Source organism: Flagellimonas meridianipacifica, from assembly GCF_003001695.1.
Lineage (GTDB): Bacteria > Bacteroidota > Bacteroidia > Flavobacteriales > Flavobacteriaceae > Flagellimonas > Flagellimonas meridianipacifica.
The window spans coordinates 132601-150969 of sequence record NZ_PVYX01000003.1 but is presented as its reverse complement, the minus strand read 5'-3'; the positions used below and the strand labels follow the sequence as shown (position 1 = coordinate 150969).

Sequence of the window (18369 nt, the reverse complement as noted above, 5' to 3'; positions counted from 1 at the left end):
TTTGATTCTGCCCCTAAGTTAAGAAAGTCTTGAGATTGAAAAGAGGTTATTTAGACTAGATTTCCCTGTTAACATCCCATGCTTCCAAATAATCTGCAACGGTTTTCACGAACATTCCTCCCAAAGCACCATTTACCACCCTGTGGTCATAGCTATGTGAAAGGAACATTTTACTGCGGATACCTATATATTCGCCCTGATCCGTTTCAATCACCGAAGGCAGTTTTCGAATGGCTCCCAAAGCCAATATACCTACCTGGGGTTGATTTATAATTGGAGTTCCAAAAACACTTCCAAATGTTCCTACATTGGTTACCGTATATGTCCCATCTTGAATTTCATCCGGCTTTAGCTGGTTGTTTCTAGCTCGATTCGCCAAGTCATTTACCATTTTGGCCATTCCCACCAGATTCAACTGATCCGCATTTTTGATTACCGGTACAATAAGGTTTCCGTCGGGCAATGCTGCTGCCATACCCAAATTGATGTTTTTCTTCTTAATCACATTGTCCCCTTCCAAAGAAATGTTGATCATCGGGTATTTTTTGATTGCAACGGCCACAGCTTCCATAAAAATCGGAGTGAAAGTCAGTTTCTCCCCTTCTCGAGCCTCAAATTCTTTTTTGACCTTGTTTCTCCAGTTTACAACGTTGGTAACATCTACCTCCACAAAACTTTGAACATGAGCCGAAGTGCTAATGCTATCCACCATATGTTTGGCAATCAGCTTACCCATTCTGGTCAATGGAATCAACTCATCTCCACCAGAAACAGCTGGTTTTGGAGTGTCCGTTTGAACAACGGGCTTCTTAGGCTCTTTCACCTCAGGAACCGTTTTTGTCTCAGTCTTTTCGGGCATTGGTTGGGCACTTCCATTTGAGGACCTACTCTCCAAATAAGCCTTTATATCATTCTTGGTCACCCTTCCTTCTTTACCTGTGCCGACTATGGCTTCCAGCTCATCCATAGAGATGCCTTCTTCCTTAGCTATGTTCTTGACCAAAGGAGAATAAAAACGTTCAGAAGTCGCAAAATCTGGTACTACCGTCGTAATACTTTCTTGAACTTGGCTGATTTCCTTCTCCAACACCACTTCTGGAGCTACTTCTTCAACATTACTTGAGATTTCTTCCTCCACCGGTGCTTCCTCCACTACGGGCGCATCGCCATCCAATTGAATCACCGCAACAACTTCACCTACCTTTATAATATCATCAACATTGAATCTTTTTTCGAGGAGCACACCTTCAACTTCGCTAGGTACTTCAGAATCTACCTTGTCCGTAGCTATCTCAAATACGGCTTCGTCCATTTCAACAACGTCGCCTACTTCCTTCAACCAAGTTGTCAATGTTGCCTCAGCAACACTTTCTCCCATTTGCGGTAACTTTAATTCAAACTTTGACATAACTATCTAACGTACTAAGGCCGATTTCTATTTTGCAAAAATACTAAAGAAATTGACTTTTTATTATGTTTTATTTATTAATTGGTCGTTAAATCAACCTGCTTTTATCGAATTTTCAAAAGGAACCCGGTTCAGGATACTCCTTCCCAAGGTAACTTCATCAGCATATTCCAACTCATCCCCTACTGAAATTCCTCTTGCAATGGTAGAAGTCACTACATTGAATCTCTCCAACTGTTTATATATATAAAAGTTGGTCGTATCACCCTCCATAGTTGAACTCAGTGCAAAAATGAGCTCCTTGACATCTCCGCTCTCCACCCTTTTTACCAAAGAAGCTATGTTAAGATCTTGAGGGCCCACACCTTCCATAGGAGATATTTTCCCTCCTAAAACATGGTACAGTCCCTGGTATTGCGAAGTATTTTCAATAGCCATGACATCCCTGACATCCTCAACGACGCAAACCAAAGATTTATCCCTTTTGGGGTTTGCACAGATCTCACAGATTTCGGTGTCCGAGATATTATTGCAGTTTTTGCAGTAATTCACATCTTGCTTCAACTTTAGTAAGGCATTGGAAAGATTTTGAGTGCGTTCTTCAGGCTGTTTGAGCAAATGAAGCACCAAGCGTAAAGCGGTCCGCTTCCCAATTCCAGGGAGTTGTGACATCTCGTACACTGCATTTTCCAAAAGCTTCGATGAAAATTCCATATCTATCAACAAAGTAGCAAAATTACAATTTTAGGTTTACCGATTTACTTTTGTACTTTGCATTGTAAACCAGACTAATGTCCGCAATTCAAATTCTACTGCTCATTGGTGCTTATTTCGCGGTACTGATGATTATTTCCTACTTCACAGGCAAAAACGATTCAAATACCGACTTTTTTAAGGCAGGGAGACAATCTCCTTGGTATGTTGTGGCTTTCGGAATGGTTGGCGCCTCTTTATCGGGAGTGACTTTCATATCGGTTCCTGGATGGGTAGAAGCATCGCAGTTTAGTTATATGCAGGTTGTCTTGGGGTATTTAGTAGGATATTTTGTGGTGGCTTATGTTCTTTTACCAATCTATTACAAATTCAATTTGACTTCTATTTATGAATACCTTTTGGAAAGATTTGGTATAGTAAGCCATAAAACGGGTGCCTTTTTCTTTTTTATTTCTAGGGTACTTGGAGCTTCTTTTCGTCTGTTTTTGGTAGCCATAGTATTACAACAATTTGTTTTTGATGACTTGGGCGTTCCATTTGAGTTGACCGTAGTGCTTTCTATCCTATTGATTTGGGTCTATACCAACCGAGGTGGCATTAAAACCATTGTATGGACGGATACTTTACAAACCCTTTTCATGTTGTTGGCGGTAGTATTATCCATTATACTGATTAACCGAGAATTGGATTGGAGCTTTGGTGATTTTTTGGCTTCATCAGAACTTAAATCGTATAATAGGTTCATATTTGTGGATAGTTTTTTGGAACGCACCCATTTTGTAAAATCTTTTGTTGGAGGAATGTTTGTTACCATTTGCATGACCGGACTGGACCAGGATATGATGCAAAAAAACCTTACTTGTAAATCCTTGAAAGATGCCCAAAAGAATATGGTCTCTTTCAGTTTTGTTTTGGTCGGTGCTACGTTCCTTTTTATGCTGTTGGGTGCCTTGTTGTTCATATATGCAGGAAAAAATGGAATTTCCGTACCACTGATGGATGGTGAACCTAAGTCTGACCTCCTCTTTCCAGAGGTCGCCCTAAACGGTGGATTGGGTCTTGCTTTGGCGGTTACCTTCATGCTTGGACTCATCGCTGCAGCCTATAGCAGTGCAGATAGTGCCCTCACATCATTGACTACTTCATTTTGTGTGGATTTCTTAGAAATTGAAAAACACGATGAAACCCAACAAAAAAAACTGAGAAAAAGAACGCATATTGGGATGAGCATACTTTTGGTTTTGGTCATCATAGCCTTTAAATATATTTTGAGTAGAAATGTCATTGATAGTTTACTAATTGTGGCAGGATATACTTATGGTCCACTTTTAGGACTATTTGCCTTTGGTATTTTTACCAAATTTCAAATCAAAGACCGATATGTATGGATAGTTTGCGGTCTATCCGTTGGCATCATAGCCGTTTTAGGAAGCTTGGACCCACAATATTTAGGCGGATATGTAATAGGTTATGAACTTCTGCCCTTAAATGGTTTATTGACGTTTTTAGGACTTCTTTTACTTAGAAAAAAACCGTCAATACTGGTCGGTAGCCAGTAGAACCAATGTACATGCAACCTCTACCTCGATGTCATTTTCCTTCAACATAACTTGAAATTCAGGGTTTTCGGTACCCGGATTAAAAATGACCCGTCTTGGTTTCATATTGATGATGGACTGATAGTATTCCTGCTGTCTCCTAGGATTAAGATAAAGGCTAACAGTGTCAATATCTTGAAAATCTTCAAGTCTATTTGTTATTTCGATTCCCGAAACAACCCCAGGTCTTAGTCCATAGGCCTCAGTTTCAATTTCGTTTTCAACCAAACGACGGATGGCAATATTGCTATACCGACTAGGGTTCGGTGATGCCCCAAAAACTAGTGTCTTAACCATTTGTTAATTTATATGTTAAACTAAATGAATAGCTGTAACTAATCAAAAAAAAACTCGTCTATTTATCCTAGAAATCAATCATTGATAAGACTGTATTTTTTATAGTTAATGGTTAGTGTTTAGTATAGCTTATCAATGAACAGACCCCAGCGAACCTTTCTTCTTGGTAGCTGGGGTTTCTTTTTTTACATCCTTTTGTCAATAACCAATCGCCTTGCTTACATCATTTTTGCCCATTTTTTATTTGTTAAAAAATGTTAAAAGGTTTATCCCTTGTAACATCATTCTGAGTTAATCGTCTAGTTAGCATCATCAATCATCGGATAATCAATCCAAAAAACGAACAAACTCATGAAAAGAAATGCACTTCTTTTAGTGCTGTTTTTTTACAGTACATTTTACACCTATTCTTTAACAACGGATAACGACACGGATACCAAAATTGGTTCCATAACCGGTACCGTGGTCGACAATGCGCAAAAACAACCGGTAGCCTATGCCGCAATTGTAATCAAATCTGAGGATGGGACAGAAACAATCACTGGCGGAATAACGACTGAGGATGGAAAATTTGAAATAAAAAAGTTGCCGGAAGGTTCCTTTACTCTTGAGGTTCAATTTATTGGTTACGAAACACACGTACAAAAGCTTGAAATTTCCAAGAAAAACAAAAAAGTGGATTTAGGCACCATCACTTTGATGGAAAACACCCAGGAATTGGAGGAAGTTGAAGTGGTTGCGGAGCGTACCACTATTGAGCAGCGAGTGGATAGAAAGGTTATCAATGTTGGAAAAGATTTAACAACAGCTGGCGCCACGGCATCCGACATTATGAACAATATTCCTTCGGTAAATGTGGATGCGCAGACCGGAGAGCTTTCCCTCCGCGGAAATTCCAATGTTAGGGTAATGGTAGACGGCAAACTAAGCAATGTCCCTGTGGCGCAATTATTACGACAAATTCCATCGACCTCAATTAAATCCATTGAGCTAATTACCAATCCATCTGCAAAATACAATCCGGAAGGAATGAGCGGAATTATCAATATCGTTTTGCACAAAAATGCAAACATGGGATTCAACGGGAACCTGAATCTGGGCTATACTCAAGGTATTCGACCAAAATATAACGCCTCGTTAGATTTAAACTATAAAGTTGGAAAATTCAACTTTTATGGCAACTATGGAACCAACATTGGTGACTATTTCAACGATGGTTTCATTTTTAGGCAGGATGAAAACTCACTCCAGGATTTTGATTTCTTTAATGACAATGAATCCCATCTCTATAAAATAGGAGTGGATTTTTACATTAACGAAAAGAACACCCTTTCCATTTTCACTAATCAAAACTATTTTAATGGAGAGGGACTTGGTATAACTGACATTACCTATAATTTGGACCCTACTCGGGATTTAATCCAATTTTTCAATAACACCAATGACAACCTGAGCCAACAATACAATTTTGACTACAAATTAGACTTTGCCAAAGAGGGTCATAACATTGAATTGGAAATAGATCATAATCGGTTTGAAGATGACGAGGACGCAGACTTTGCATCTTCAGGGGCTACCCTATTTCCAGATTATATGGATTTTGTGGACACCAAGCGGGACCAGACCTTTATCAATCTGGATTATGTAAATCCTTTGGATTCCATTTCAAAGTTGGAGGTTGGTTTGGAAGCACGTTTTTTTGAAACCGATGTGGATTATTCTTCCACGGGTCTTTCCTTCAACTCTAATGGAGATTTGGTACCAACACCATCTACCAATTTTGTGTATGGCATGGATATTTATTCGGGATATGTGACTTTTAGCCAGCGATACAAAAAATGGTCATATCAAGTGGGAGCTCGTTTGGAGGATGTGCAGGTTATAGCGGATACCAATCAGGTAAGAGCTTTTACGGATGATTACACACAAGTCTATCCTTCCGCATTTTTGACTTATAATGTGAATGAAAAAGACCAGTTGCAAGCCAGTTTCAGTCGTAGGGTGGACCGTCCCGGACTGCAACAAGTGAATCCAATAAGAGAATTTGCAACACCTTTGATTTCTTCTTTTGGAAATCCCAGTTTGGTTCCCCAGTTCACCAATTCCTATGAATTGAATTTTACCAAGCGCTTGAAAAAAGGTAGCGTGACCGCTGGCGTTTTCTATAGAACCATTGAGGACGAAATTAACAGGGCGGTTTTTGTGGACCGATTGGATTTCAACCGGCTCATCCTAACTTTTGATAATTTCAACAATACTTCTGCTTACGGTGTTGAGATTTCAACCAACTACAAACCCACCAAATGGTGGAGCATCAATGGAAGTTTTGATATGTTCAGTCAGACCCAACGCGGAATCACAGAACGTTTGGAAGGGGATATTGCAACTGGCACTGAAGATGATATTGTTACCGAAAACGTAGAAGTAAACAATACAGCTTGGAATCTACGAATGAATAATAGTTTCACCGTGAATAAAAAATTGACCTTACAACTCTTTGGGTTTTATCGCGGTCAGAACCAAAACATTCAGTTTGAAGTGCAGCCCATGTATTTTGTCAATTTTGGAGCGCGCTACAGTTTTGCCAAGGGCAAAGGTACTTTAAGTGCCAATTTTAACGACGTATTCAATACCATGCTATTCCAATTTGATGGTCAGCGACCTTTTGTCCAAAATGGAGAATTCAATTGGGAAAGCCAGACGTTGTATCTAGGGCTTTCATATCGATTTGGTAGCGGAAAGAACAGAGCTAAGCAGCGTAAAAGGAGAGATAGCAATACCAAAAAGTCCAGTGGAGGTATTTTGTAAAAAAAGTGATATTCCTTGTTTGAGTGTTGGTTGGTAAATCACTCAAGGTCTATCATTAAAAACCCCGTTCTGAAGGATGAATCAGGCGGGGTTTATTATTGTTCAAACGAATCGGTAAATCCGTCAATACTTGTTGTGTTTTTCTTCTGCCAGTATTTTTTTAAGCCCTCATCACCTTGATTCTCGGCCCAATCGACCAAGGACTGACGTTGTTGTTTATATTCCATTAAAGGAACACCCATACCACAAGAGACCTGTACTTCATTTATTACAACATCAATCAATTGCCTGCTTCCTGGAATTGTTGGAAAAAGAGCTATATTTTTTTCCCAAAAGTCAGTTCCCTTTTTAAAAGACTTTGCCGTACCGTAAAGTCTGAGAATAATAGGGTCGCCCTCAAAAGCACAAAACATAAGGGTGATTCTGTTCTTATTGTTTAAATGGATGGCTGTTTCGTTACCGCTACCTGTAAGATTAAGCCAAATCACTCTTTTTTCATCTATTACCCTGAGTGAATCCAATCCTTTTGGAGAAACGTTTACCCGACCTCCCTCCATGGCAGTAGCTACGAAGAAAAGCTTTTGGTTTTGGATAAAATCAATTAAAGGTTGGGTTAATTGGTCAAGTTGCCTTCCCATTTACCAACGGATAATAACACTTCCCCAAGTAAACCCACTGCCAAAGGCAGCCAAAACAACCAAATCACCTTCCTTTATTTTTCCAGCTTCCCAAGCTTCAGTCAACGCTATGGGAATGGATGCAGCTGTAGTATTCCCATAACTCATAATGTTATTGAAGACTTGATCATCAGAAAGGCCAAACTTTTTCTGTACAAATTGGGAGATACGTAGATTAGCCTGATGGGGAATTAGCATATCGATATCGCCAGGTCCTAAATTGTTCTTTTGTAATCCTTCCATGATTACTTCACTAAAACGAACCACGGCATTTTTGAAAACGAACTGTCCATTCATATAAGGGAAATATGAAATATCTTCAGGGTCTTCCTCTTCCAGGATATCGGTAACCCATCGTTTCCCCATTCCTGGAGCTATTAAGGACAACTCTTCGGCATGCTGGCCTTCGGAATGTAAATGAGAGGACAGCACACCTTTGGCAGTATCTTCTTCCCGCGTAAGAACTGCGGCACCTGCCCCATCGCCAAAGATTACGGAAACGGCCCTACCTCTAGTTGTCATGTCCAAGCCATGGGAATGTAGTTCTGAACCAATGACCAATACATTCTTGTACATCCCACTTTTTATGTATTGGTCCGCGACAGAGACGGCATAAATAAATCCTGAGCACTGATTCCTAACATCAAGAGCACCTACTGTTTTGATTCCCAAATCCCGTTGCACCAAAACACCCGGCCCCGGGAAGTAGTAGTCAGGGCTTAGTGTGGCGAATATTATAAAATCAATATCATCCTTATCAATTCCTGCCCGCTCAATGGCAATCTTGGCGGCTTTTACACCCATGGAAGTAGTTGTATCCGTACCTCTGACCACATGTCGCCTCTCCTTTATACCTGTCCGTTCCTGTATCCACGAATCATTAGTGTCCATTACCTTTGAAAGGTCGTCATTGGTCACCACGTTTTCGGGGACATAATAACCCAGTCCCTTTATTTTAGAATTGTACATAGTTTACCTCCTTTATTTTATCGCAATTTTCTTTCAATAGTATTGATTAAAGTGGAAAATAACTAATATTCCCTGCAGATTCGCAAAAAAACTGAAAACAATTTTTAAATCCGTAATCCAAAGGTACATGCGTCTAAAATTAGGTCTCTGTTAAAAGGGAAAATAGCTACTCAAAAAGAAGGATTTATTGTATTTTTAGAGGTAATCTTTTTTGAATCCCAATACCCAAATATCATCCCTATGAAAAATATTGGATTGCTACTGTTTTTTTTGATTGGAACAATGAGCTTTTCTCAAGAAAAGCTAACCTATCAGAAACCTTCGTCAGAAATTTTGGAGCTTGTAGATGCTCCTTTGGCCCCATCAGTCCGTATTACCGATGACGGTAAATATATGGTTTTGTTATACCGAGATTATTATAAGAGTATTGCCGAACTTTCTGAGAAAGAAATGCGTTTGGCAGGTCTTCGGATTAACCCAAAAACCAATATTGGAAGTCGCACCAATTATTACAATAATATCAAAATCAAGGAAATCGCCAGTGATAAGGTCATTCAAGTAAAGAACCTGCCAGAAAATCCCCGTCTGGCCAATTTTAATTGGTCTCCAGACCAATCCATGATGGCAGTTACCAATACAACTCCCAAAGGGGTTGAAGTCTGGGTATTGGATTTGAATAAGGCAGAAGTCACACAATTAACCGATGCCAATGTGAATGCCAACATGAGAGATGTAATTAATTGGTTTAAGGACGGAAAGTCCGTTTTGGTAAAAATGCTGCCCAACGATCGACAGGATCTAGTCAATGTGTCGGAAGCAGTACCCAACGGTCCAACCATTTCTTCAAATGATGGAAAAAAAGCGCAGAACAGAACCTATCAAGATTTACTTAAGAATCCCAATGATGAATTCAATTTTGAACAATTGGCACGCTCCGAACTCTTCAAGGTGGAACTTGATGGAAGCAAGACCAAATGGAAGGAAGCGGCCATGTACAGCAACATTAGTTTTTCACCTGATGGTAATTATGTAATGGTCACCAATGTGGAAAAGCCGTTTTCCTACTTGGTTCCTTATTATCGCTTTCCCTCTAAAATCAATGTGTATTCAACAGATGGCACTTTGGTATCCAACTTATTGGAAGTACCCCTAATTGAGGATTTACCTAAAGGGTTCATGGCAGTTCGCATGGGTATGCGCTCTGTTTCTTGGCGAGAGGACAAAGCAGCATCTCTGATTTATGTTCAAGCCTTGGATGGAGGTGATCCAGAAAATGAAGTAGAATATCGTGATGAGGTATTTCAGCTTGAAGCTCCATTTAATAACCAAGGTAAAAGTCTGATTAAATTAAAGAACCGATACTACAAAATTGAATGGGGAAATAAGAACATGGCAATTGCCTATGATTATTGGTGGAACAACAGAAATCTTAAAGGTTATTTTTTTAATCCCTCAAATGCTTCAAAAGTACCTCAAATCATTGAGGATAGAAACTACCAAGATGTCTATAGCGACCCTGGCTCTTTTGTCACCAAGCGTAATAAATATGGTACTGATGTTCTTGCCATGGATGGAAACAATGTCTATTTGTTAGGGGATGGTTTTACCAAAGAAGGTCAGTTTCCTTTCGTTGATAAGATGAATCTTTCCACTTTGAAAAAAACGCGACTGTACACATCTAAACTGGAAGGAAAAAAGGAGAACCTTGTGGATTACAATGTTGAAAAGGATGAATTATTAGTGCGAATTGAGTCTCCCAACGAATATCCAAATTATTACTACAAAAGTCTTATCAAGCGAAAAGGGCCAGTCCAGTTGACCAATTTTGAAAACCCTTTCAAAAGTTTGCAAGATGTACATAAAGAGGTGATTACCTATAAAAGGGAGGATGGATTGGAATTGAACGGTACCCTCTATTTACCAGTAGGATATAATAAAGAATCCAAGGAAAAAGCGCCTATGATATTGTGGGCTTACCCAAGGGAGTTTAAGGATAAAAACAGTGCTTCTCAGAATACACAAAACCCAAACGAATTTACGTATCCGTTTTGGGGATCTCCCATCTACTGGGTCACCAAAGGATATGTGGTGTTGGATGACGCAGCTTTCCCAATTATTGGTGAAGGTGAAGAGCAACCCAACGATACATTCAGGAACCAACTAGTTGCCAATGCTAAGGCAGCAATTGATGCGGTGGACGAGATTGGTTATATAGACAGAACCAGAGTAGCAGTTGGTGGTCATAGCTATGGGGCCTTTATGGTAGCTAACTTGCTATCCCATTCAAACTTGTTTGCAGCTGGTATTGCAAGAAGTGGAGCCTACAATAGAACATTGACACCTTTTGGTTTCCAGAGTGAAGAGCGAAATTACTGGGAAGCCCCAGAAGTGTATTATACTATGTCGCCTTTCATGCATGCCGATAAAATGAAGACACCATTGCTTTTGGTACATGGTGAAGCGGACAACAATTCCGGCACCTATCCTATGCAGAGTGAACGTTATTTCAATGCACTTAAAGGACTAGGTGCGACAGTAAGATTGGTCATGTTACCCAAAGAAAGCCACGGTTACAGAGCCAAGGAAAGTATTCTTCACTTGCTATGGGAACAAGACCAGTGGCTTGAGAAGTATGTAAAACAAAAAACGACAAAACCCATACTACCAGAAAAAACTATGGGTAAAGACAAGTAGTTATTACTCCAAATAGTTTTGGAAATTGTTGACCTTGACCACGGCCTTTAGGTCGTGTAAAAGGTTATACAATCCAAAAAATGTTCTATTCATGTATAAGAAGTGTTTGGAACCTCTATTGCCGTTCATCTTTCGGATTTGCTCGTCCTTGGAATATCGTTCACTCAAATCCGCAATTTTGTTCCAAAAATGACCAGAGCCAAAATCAAATTCTTCTTTATTGAAGGGCGAGGTGAACAATGTGAGCATTTCTTTGAACAGCGCCTTGAAGAATTCAAGTTCCTCCTTGGAGTCAGTTGGCGTTAAAATCTCCAACTCGTACAACTTCTCCATAAATATGGAGTCATTGTTAATGTTATCTTCCTTGGCCAGTTCAAAATAAGGCTCATAAAACTCGTTTGGAATTTCTTTGATACACCCGAAATCAATAGCTATCAAAGTGTTTTTAGGACTTACCAAAAAGTTTCCAGGATGAGGGTCCGCGTGCACTTTTCGCAACTTGTGAATTTGAAACATATAAAAATCCCAAAGAGCTTGCCCCAATGAGTTACCGAGACCAGCTTCAAAATCGGTTTTGGCAAACTCACTTAAATGTCTGCCTTTCATCCAGTCCATGGTAAGAATTCGTTCACTGGAAAGATTCTCATAATATTTTGGAAACTCAATATTTGAAATAATGGTGCAAGCTTGGGTAATTTCCTCGCTTTGTTTTAATTCCAAAATGTAGTTGGTCTCTTCGACCAACTTGTTTTCGACTTCCTTGAAATATTTTTCGGAATCCTTCCCTTTTAAATTAAACATCCTGATGGCAATAGGCTTTACCAAAGCCAAATCACTGCTTATGCTTTCTGCAACACCCGGATATTGAATTTTAACCGCCAATTCTCTCCCATCCTTTTTGGCCTTATGAACTTGACCTATGCTAGCTGCGTTAATGGAATCTTTTTCGAAGGAATCGAATATATCCTCTGGGTATTTGCCCAAGTATTTTTTAAATGTTTTTCTTACCAGAGGAGCCGACAAAGGTGGAACCGAAAATTGGGAGAGTGAAAACTTTTCCACATAAGCACGCGGTAGAAGGTTCTTTTCCATGCTTAGCATTTGTGCTACCTTCAACGCGCTACCTTTTAAACTTTTAAGTCCATCGTAGATATCCTCTGCATTGTTCTCATTAAGTTCCTCCTTGGTAACCTCAGGGTTTACCAGCTTCTTCCCATAGTACTTGACATAGTTCCCTCCTATCTTAACACCTGTCTTCACCAATTTTCCAGCTCTCTCAATTTTGCTGGTGGGTATACTATCCAATGTCTTCATAGGCTATGCAAAATTTTCTTTGTAAAGGAATTTCCCAAAATCCAAGATTTTTTCAAGAGAATTGTTATCAAACACTTGAAAGATGGTTGTCACCGATTTCTCTATGGCTATATCGGTCTTTTCAAAATTGGCAGAGGTATCATCCATCCAGAATTTCAACAAAAACAAAAACTGAATCCATGCTCCTTCAGAGAATATTTGTGGACTTTGCTTTAAAATCTTCAAACTCTTTTCACTATTGCGTTCGTCTATAAGTCCGGTTGCGAAATCCTTTATATTCCTTCGTAAGCCTTTTAACGGGGCTAGATTTTCCAAAGTATTCTTATGGTGTTTCAACACAAAAAGAACATAGCTTCTGTTCAAGGTGAGATTTTCAAAAAAGGTGAAGAAAAATGTTAGCATCTTTTCTTCATTTGTCATGGCATCATACTGTTCGTTTTTCTGCATGACATTAATCGTGTTTGCATAAAAACGCTCCCATATGGCTTGTTGCAATCCTTCAAAAGAGCCGAAAAAATGATAAAACTCCTCTTCCTTTATCTTGTTTGTTTTGCAAAACTTATAGATTGATTTTGGAACTACTTCGTGCTCGAGAACAGTATCCATAAACCAACCAATTATTTTTTCTTCACTTAGCTTGCTTGATGTAGAACTTGCCATAACCTCAAATTTATGTTTAAACAAAAATACGATTATTGGAACAGATTATATAGAGATTTAAGAAAAAGAAAACGCACTTCCGGGCGAAAGTGCGTTCTCAACAACCTAACCAATAAATAAACAAACTCGTTATAGTATACTAGTTCATAGCAATTTTCTATAACACTACAAATATAACTATTTGTTTAGCTTTTCAAAATAATCAATAAACAAAATGATGTTAAAATTTCGATTTCTTTGTTAAATTACCATAAGTGTCAGTTTGTCATATTCGCATGAATGGTATTTTTTTTGTCGAAGAAATGTCAAAAAGTAAACAGTTTATAGAATGGCAACAGGTAAAATAAATGTTTCCGTAGAAAACATTTTTCCTCTAATCAAAAAATTCCTTTATAGTGATCATGAGATTTTTCTCAGGGAATTAATATCAAATGCTACAGACGCTACCCTAAAGTTAAAACACCTTACCTCCATTGGCGAGGCCAAAGTGGAGTATGGGAATCCATTAATTGAGGTTAAGGTCGATAAAGATGGAAAACGCATTCATATCATAGACCAAGGAATTGGCATGACTGAGGATGAAGTAAAAAAATATATCAATGAAGTTGCTTTCTCAGGTGCTGAAGAGTTTTTGGATAAATACAAAGATGCAGGAAAAGATGCAGGAATCATAGGGCATTTTGGTCTTGGTTTCTACTCTGCCTTTATGGTAGCAGACAAGGTTGAAATTATAACCAAAAGTTTTAAGGATGAACCTGCCGTACATTGGGTTTGTGATGGTTCCCCAGAATTTTCTTTAGAGCCAGCTGAAAAAACAGAAAGGGGAACTGAAATTATTCTCCATGTGGCAGAAGATTCCACAGAATTCTTAGAAGACTCAAAAATTCGAGAGCTACTGACGAAGTACAATAAGTTCATGCCAATTCCAATTAAGTTTGGAACGAAGACCGAGACTTTACCCAAACCGGAAGACGCAAAGGAAGAGGACCCCGCTCCAACTCAGGAAGTGGATGATATTATTAACAATCCTACTCCTGCATGGACCAAACAACCCAAGGACTTGAAAGATGAAGACTACAAATCTTTCTACCGGGAATTGTACCCCATGCAATTTGAAGAGCCTTTGTTCAACATTCACCTTAACGTTGACTATCCCTTCAATTTGACAGGTATTTTGTACTTCCCAAAATTGACCAACGACCTCAACATTCAAAAAGATAGGATTCAGCTGTACCAAAACCAAGTCTTTGTAACGGACAACGTGGAAGGTATAGTTCCTGAATTCTTAACTATGTTAAGAGGAGTCATTGATTCTCCCGACATTCCCTTGAACGTATCCCGTTCTTACTTGCAAGCTGACGGAGCAGTCAAAAAAATATCGTCCTACATAACCAGAAAAGTAGCGGATAAACTTGCATCCCTTTTTAAAAGCGACCGTGAAGACTTTGAGCAAAAGTGGAACGATATCAAAGTGGTTATCGAGTACGGTATGCTTTCCGAAGACAAGTTTTTTGAGAAAGCGGACAAATTTGCACTTTATCCAACGGTTGATGGTAAGTTCTTCACTTTTGAAGAGCTGGAAAATACCATTAAAGACAATCAAACGGATAAGGACGAAAAATTGGTAGTGCTCTATGCCTCGGACAAAGAAGCACAGCATAGCTATATTGAGGCTGCTAAAGCCAGGGGTTATGAGGTTCTTTTATTGGATTCGCCCATCGTATCCCATTTGATGCAAAAATTGGAAACCTCTAAAGAAAAACTGTCTTTTGCCAGAGTAGATGCCGACCATATTGACAATCTTATTAAAAAAGAAGATACAGCCATATCCAAACTTTCTGATGAGGAAAAGGATAAGCTGAAAGAAGAACTGGAAAAAGTGATTTCTGAAAAAGGATATACTATTCAAATGGAGGCCATGGATAGCTTGTCATCACCCTTCATAATTACAGAGCCCGAATTTATGCGCAGAATGAAGGAAATGCAGCAGACTGGTGGCGGGGGTATGTTCGGCATGGGCAATATGCCAGAAATGTACAATCTGATTGTGAATACCAATCATGAATTGGTGAGTGAAATCTTGAATACCAAGACGGCTAAGAAAAGAGAGCGGCTTATAAACCAATCCCTAGATTTGGCTAGGCTTTCCAAAGGATTGCTCAAAGGGGAAGAGCTTACGAATTTCATTTCACGCAGTTACGAGATGATAAAATAACCTATACTCTCAATAGATTACAAAACCGTTCTTTTATAAAGAGCGGTTTTTTTTGTTAAAAACCTTATTTTTCAGGAACCAAAACCACCAAAAATGAGTACCGATTACAAAAGCCCCTCTTTTAAGAAGTTATTGGATTCTTTACAACAACAAAGTTGGGAGTTGGAGCTCATCATTTCGGGGTTTGCAATTTTTGGTCTTTTTACCGCTTATGACCCAATAAGAACATCAATGCTCAACGCTCAGAACGAAGAGCAAATCTATAGTTTCGTCATTTTTTTTGTGGCCATGATAGCTTGTTCTATCCTGCTCTTTAATTTGTTGTTACACGTAATACTTAGAGGGCTTTGGATTGGTGCATTGGGACTGCGATATGTATCTGGGGACATTGATTTTGAAGAATTAAAGTACAGCGAAAGGTTTAAAAGCTATCTGAAGAAAAGAATCATATCATTTGATAGGTACATAGCAAATCTGGAGAACTATTGTAGTGTACTTTTTGCCATTTCCTTTCTGCTGATTTTCTATGTGTTGGCAACCACTTGTGTAATTGTGTCAATGGTATTGGTGGCCAATTTTATCATTGACAACGATTATTTGCCGGCATGGATTTCCAAAGGAATTGGGACCGCCTTGATGATATTTTTAAGCGTAGGGATGTTTCTTACCTTTTTTGATTTTATCACTCAAGGGTTATTGAAAAGAAACAAATGGGTGGCAAAAGTATATTTCCCTGTTTATTGGGTATTCAGCTTTCTTACGCTATCATTTCTTTATAGACCACTAGTATATAACTTTCTGGACCATCGTTTCGGAAAACGTTTAATTCTTTTGCTAACCCCTATCTATCTTTTGATTCTGTTTTTAACTTCCCTTGGGTATAGAAACTCAAACTTTTGGGACAAAGAAAGAAGTTCCTCAGAGATTTTTGCCAACCGAGAAAACTATGCGGATATGCAAGATGAAGATGAAGACTATCCCGGAGATATCGTGATACCATCAAAGGTCATCACAAAAAAGTACCTAAAAGTCTTTATGCCCTTTTCTGGGAGTTTTGAAGAACGCGTTTTTTCTTTTGATGAATCCCTAAAACCAGAAAACGACCGTCGTGGCTTGAAATCCAGTATTGTATTCAATACCGATTGGAGTGATAAAATCACCTCAAGAAAACAAAAAGATAGCATCCGAAAAAAGTATATGGAAACTTTCAACTTCATTTATTCCTTTAAAATAGATAGCTTGGATATAGATGCTGACTTTTTACTTACTACGGACAAAAAGAATCATCTTGGGTTTGAGACCTATCTGAAATTGGATAGCATTAACGAGGGTAAGCATATTTTAAGATTGGTCCGAAAAAAAATCGAAGATGAAGGTGACACAACAAAGCTCATGGTACGGACAATTCCATTCTTTTATTATCAGGACTAATATTTCCGATTTTTCTTTTTAACCACTCATTCATAGTTTTATATCCCTTAATTCTTCAAAAAGTAGGTTTTACATTACAAATTTTTGCACTTAAATGATTATCTTTTGAGGTAAACAGGATGAAATGGAAATTAACTACAACATCGTTTCCATCATCGATATTTTTGGTTGCCTACAAGGTGTAATACTCGGTTCCATTTTGGTTTATACCAATAAGAGAAAAGACCGCTCTACACTTTTTCTGGGCCTTTTTGTGCTGACCTATGCCTATTGTTTTGTTCCCATCATCTTAAACGATATGAATATCTTGGAATACTACCCCAAATTGAGCGTATTACCAAGACCTGGCGAATGGCTTCTGGCCTCCCTTTTTCTGGTATACATTCAAAAGATCTCCATTTTTTCAAGCAACGGTAATCGCTATTGGTACATATATCCTGGTTTAGCGGTTTTGCTTTTTCAAATTGTTGTTTTTCTTCTACCCGTAGAAACCAAACTAGAAATTGTTCAAGCTACTTGGTACCGGCCCATTTTTTTGGTAGGTCTTTTGTATTCCACAGGTGTGCTGATATTTATGTGGCGCTTAATTAATAAGCATACCGAAGAAGTGAAAAACCAATTTTCCCAGATTGAGCAAAAGGAATTCCTGTGGGTAAAGCGTTTTGTATTTTTCGGTTTTATATTGTTTGCACTTCATTTTGTTAGATATTTTGTGGACAATTCCATGCTTTATCGGATTTTTTATGCAGGCTATAATGTCTTTATATTGTATTGGGCCTCGGTTCATGGTATAATGCAACAAGATGTGGTTTCTCTTATATCCGAAGATGATTTAGGAACACACTCCGACGAAACAAAAACGGTTTCTTTACCCGCTACCAATGAACAAAGAAAGTTAGTACAGATAGTGGATAAATACCTTAAGGAATCAGAAGTCTTCATGGACAAAAACTTGACCATAGTTGCCATCTCAGAACCATTAAAGGTGCATCCAAAACGAATCTCACAGGCAATCAACAAAGTAAATGGCGAAAACTTCAATAGCTACATCAACCGATATAGAATAGAAAAGGCAGGGAAGATGCTTTCAGATAGAAACCTTGACAACCTTAGTATAGAGGGTATTGGAACTGAAGTAGGTTTTCAGAGCAAAAGCGCATTTTACACGGCTTTTAAAAGAATCACTGGTACTACTCCAAGCAGATACAAAGAAAAACTGGCATCGTAAATTTCGTTGAGAATCGTGTCCTGTATAGGTAATGTTGAGTTAATTTATAGGTTTCTTTTCTTTTTCTTTAAATAAAAGGAATTCACGTTTATATTTTGTAGTTCGTAAGTCTGCATTCCGTACTTAAAATGAAGTGGAATTCTTTGCCGTTCTTGAGTATTGTTAAACCTTTGCCGCCTCAAAACTAAAAATGGATTTATCAAAATATATAAGTTGGTTATGCTTGGCCGTAATATGGGGCTGTTTTGTGGTGTGGGAAATCCAAATCCAAAGTTGGTTACAAATCAATCCTTCCTTAGTGGTAAGATATGATTTGATGCTTTTACCATTACTTGTAGTTGTATCTTTTTACGTTA

At 38.5% G+C, this 18369-nt stretch carries 13 protein-coding genes; 6 read left to right on the top strand and 7 right to left on the bottom strand.

The window, feature by feature from the left end; translation table 11 throughout:
- Window positions 1-55: 55 nt before the first annotated feature.
- Entirely contained in the window at window positions 56-1408 is a 1353-nt protein-coding gene (locus tag CLV81_RS20095; protein ID WP_106147989.1) for a dihydrolipoamide acetyltransferase family protein, read from the bottom strand.
- A 93-nt stretch (window positions 1409-1501) separates the two neighbouring features.
- Window positions 1502-2122: a recombination mediator RecR gene (recR, locus tag CLV81_RS20090; RefSeq protein ID WP_106147987.1), complete on the bottom strand. Its 621-nt coding sequence runs from the start codon at window positions 2120-2122 to the stop codon at window positions 1502-1504.
- Window positions 2123-2199: 77 nt separating this feature from the next.
- On the opposite strand from recR, the gene CLV81_RS20085 reads away from it, so the two are divergent.
- Complete coding sequence (locus tag CLV81_RS20085; protein WP_106147985.1) at window positions 2200-3681, top strand: sodium:solute symporter; 1482 nt, start codon at window positions 2200-2202, stop codon at window positions 3679-3681.
- On the opposite strand, the gene CLV81_RS20080 is transcribed toward CLV81_RS20085, so the two are convergent.
- Entirely contained in the window at window positions 3658-4017 is a 360-nt protein-coding gene (locus tag CLV81_RS20080) for a CoA-binding protein (protein ID WP_106147983.1), read from the bottom strand. The genes CLV81_RS20085 and CLV81_RS20080 overlap by 24 nt on opposite strands.
- Before the next feature lie 351 nt (window positions 4018-4368).
- Between CLV81_RS20080 and CLV81_RS20075 the strand changes: the two genes are divergently transcribed.
- Complete coding sequence (locus tag CLV81_RS20075; protein ID WP_106147981.1) at window positions 4369-6825, top strand: TonB-dependent receptor; 2457 nt, start codon at window positions 4369-4371, stop codon at window positions 6823-6825.
- A 95-nt stretch (window positions 6826-6920) separates the two neighbouring features.
- On the opposite strand, the gene CLV81_RS20070 is transcribed toward CLV81_RS20075, so the two are convergent.
- Both CLV81_RS20070 and CLV81_RS20065 read right to left on the bottom strand, forming a co-directional pair.
- Window positions 6921-7463: a pyridoxamine 5'-phosphate oxidase family protein gene (locus CLV81_RS20070; RefSeq protein ID WP_106147979.1), complete on the bottom strand. Its 543-nt coding sequence runs from the start codon at window positions 7461-7463 to the stop codon at window positions 6921-6923.
- Window positions 7464-8471 (bottom strand): 3-oxoacyl-ACP synthase III family protein, encoded by a 1008-nt coding sequence (locus tag CLV81_RS20065; protein ID WP_106147977.1) that lies wholly within the window; start codon window positions 8469-8471, stop codon window positions 7464-7466.
- Between the two features lie 240 nt (window positions 8472-8711).
- On the opposite strand from CLV81_RS20065, the gene CLV81_RS20060 reads away from it, so the two are divergent.
- A complete protein-coding gene (locus CLV81_RS20060) occupies window positions 8712-11165 on the top strand; it encodes an alpha/beta hydrolase family protein (RefSeq protein WP_106147975.1) in 2454 nt (817 codons plus the stop codon).
- A gap of 3 nt (window positions 11166-11168) precedes the next feature.
- Here the strand turns inward: CLV81_RS20060 and CLV81_RS20055 are convergent, their stop codons facing one another.
- Together CLV81_RS20055 and CLV81_RS20050 are read right to left on the bottom strand one after the other, a co-directional pair.
- Window positions 11169-12479, bottom strand: coding sequence for an ABC1 kinase family protein (locus CLV81_RS20055; RefSeq protein ID WP_106147973.1), 1311 nt, complete (start codon window positions 12477-12479; stop codon window positions 11169-11171).
- Window positions 12480-12482: 3 nt separating this feature from the next.
- Complete coding sequence (locus CLV81_RS20050) at window positions 12483-13139, bottom strand: TetR family transcriptional regulator C-terminal domain-containing protein (RefSeq protein ID WP_106147971.1); 657 nt, start codon at window positions 13137-13139, stop codon at window positions 12483-12485.
- Between the two features lie 328 nt (window positions 13140-13467).
- Here CLV81_RS20050 and htpG point away from each other — a divergent pair, with 328 nt between their 5' ends.
- From htpG to CLV81_RS20035, 3 genes are all read left to right on the top strand, one after another.
- Window positions 13468-15354, top strand: a complete 1887-nt coding sequence (gene htpG, locus CLV81_RS20045; RefSeq protein WP_106147969.1) for a molecular chaperone HtpG — start codon at window positions 13468-13470, stop codon at window positions 15352-15354.
- A gap of 93 nt (window positions 15355-15447) precedes the next feature.
- The gene (locus CLV81_RS20040; RefSeq protein WP_106147967.1) at window positions 15448-16785 is read left to right on the top strand and encodes a hypothetical protein; all 1338 of its coding nucleotides are present in this window, start codon (window positions 15448-15450) and stop codon (window positions 16783-16785) included.
- A gap of 124 nt (window positions 16786-16909) precedes the next feature.
- Window positions 16910-18013: a helix-turn-helix domain-containing protein gene (locus tag CLV81_RS20035; RefSeq protein WP_106147965.1), complete on the top strand. Its 1104-nt coding sequence runs from the start codon at window positions 16910-16912 to the stop codon at window positions 18011-18013.
- The last annotated feature ends 356 nt before the right edge of the window (window positions 18014-18369 follow it).

Bases quoted from the DNA above. Each gene is read 5' to 3' on its own strand.
- CLV81_RS20080 (WP_106147983.1), bottom strand. From the start codon at position 4,017: ATGGTTAAGACACTAGTTTTTGGGGCATCACCGAACCCTAGTCGGTAT.
- CLV81_RS20075 (WP_106147981.1), top strand. From the start codon at position 4,369: ATGAAAAGAAATGCACTTCTTTTAGTGCTGTTTTTTTACAGTACATTT.
- CLV81_RS20065 (WP_106147977.1), bottom strand. From the start codon at position 8,471: ATGTACAATTCTAAAATAAAGGGACTGGGTTATTATGTCCCCGAAAAC.
- CLV81_RS20040 (WP_106147967.1), top strand. From the start codon at position 15,448: ATGAGTACCGATTACAAAAGCCCCTCTTTTAAGAAGTTATTGGATTCT.
- CLV81_RS20095 (WP_106147989.1), bottom strand. From the start codon at position 1,408: ATGTCAAAGTTTGAATTAAAGTTACCGCAAATGGGAGAAAGTGTTGCT.
- CLV81_RS20055 (WP_106147973.1), bottom strand. From the start codon at position 12,479: ATGAAGACATTGGATAGTATACCCACCAGCAAAATTGAGAGAGCTGGA.
- CLV81_RS20060 (WP_106147975.1), top strand. From the start codon at position 8,712: ATGAAAAATATTGGATTGCTACTGTTTTTTTTGATTGGAACAATGAGC.
- CLV81_RS20085 (WP_106147985.1), top strand. From the start codon at position 2,200: ATGTCCGCAATTCAAATTCTACTGCTCATTGGTGCTTATTTCGCGGTA.
- CLV81_RS20070 (WP_106147979.1), bottom strand. From the start codon at position 7,463: ATGGGAAGGCAACTTGACCAATTAACCCAACCTTTAATTGATTTTATC.
- recR (WP_106147987.1), bottom strand. From the start codon at position 2,122: ATGGAATTTTCATCGAAGCTTTTGGAAAATGCAGTGTACGAGATGTCA.
- CLV81_RS20050 (WP_106147971.1), bottom strand. From the start codon at position 13,139: ATGGCAAGTTCTACATCAAGCAAGCTAAGTGAAGAAAAAATAATTGGT.
- htpG (WP_106147969.1), top strand. From the start codon at position 13,468: ATGGCAACAGGTAAAATAAATGTTTCCGTAGAAAACATTTTTCCTCTA.
- CLV81_RS20035 (WP_106147965.1), top strand. From the start codon at position 16,910: ATGGAAATTAACTACAACATCGTTTCCATCATCGATATTTTTGGTTGC.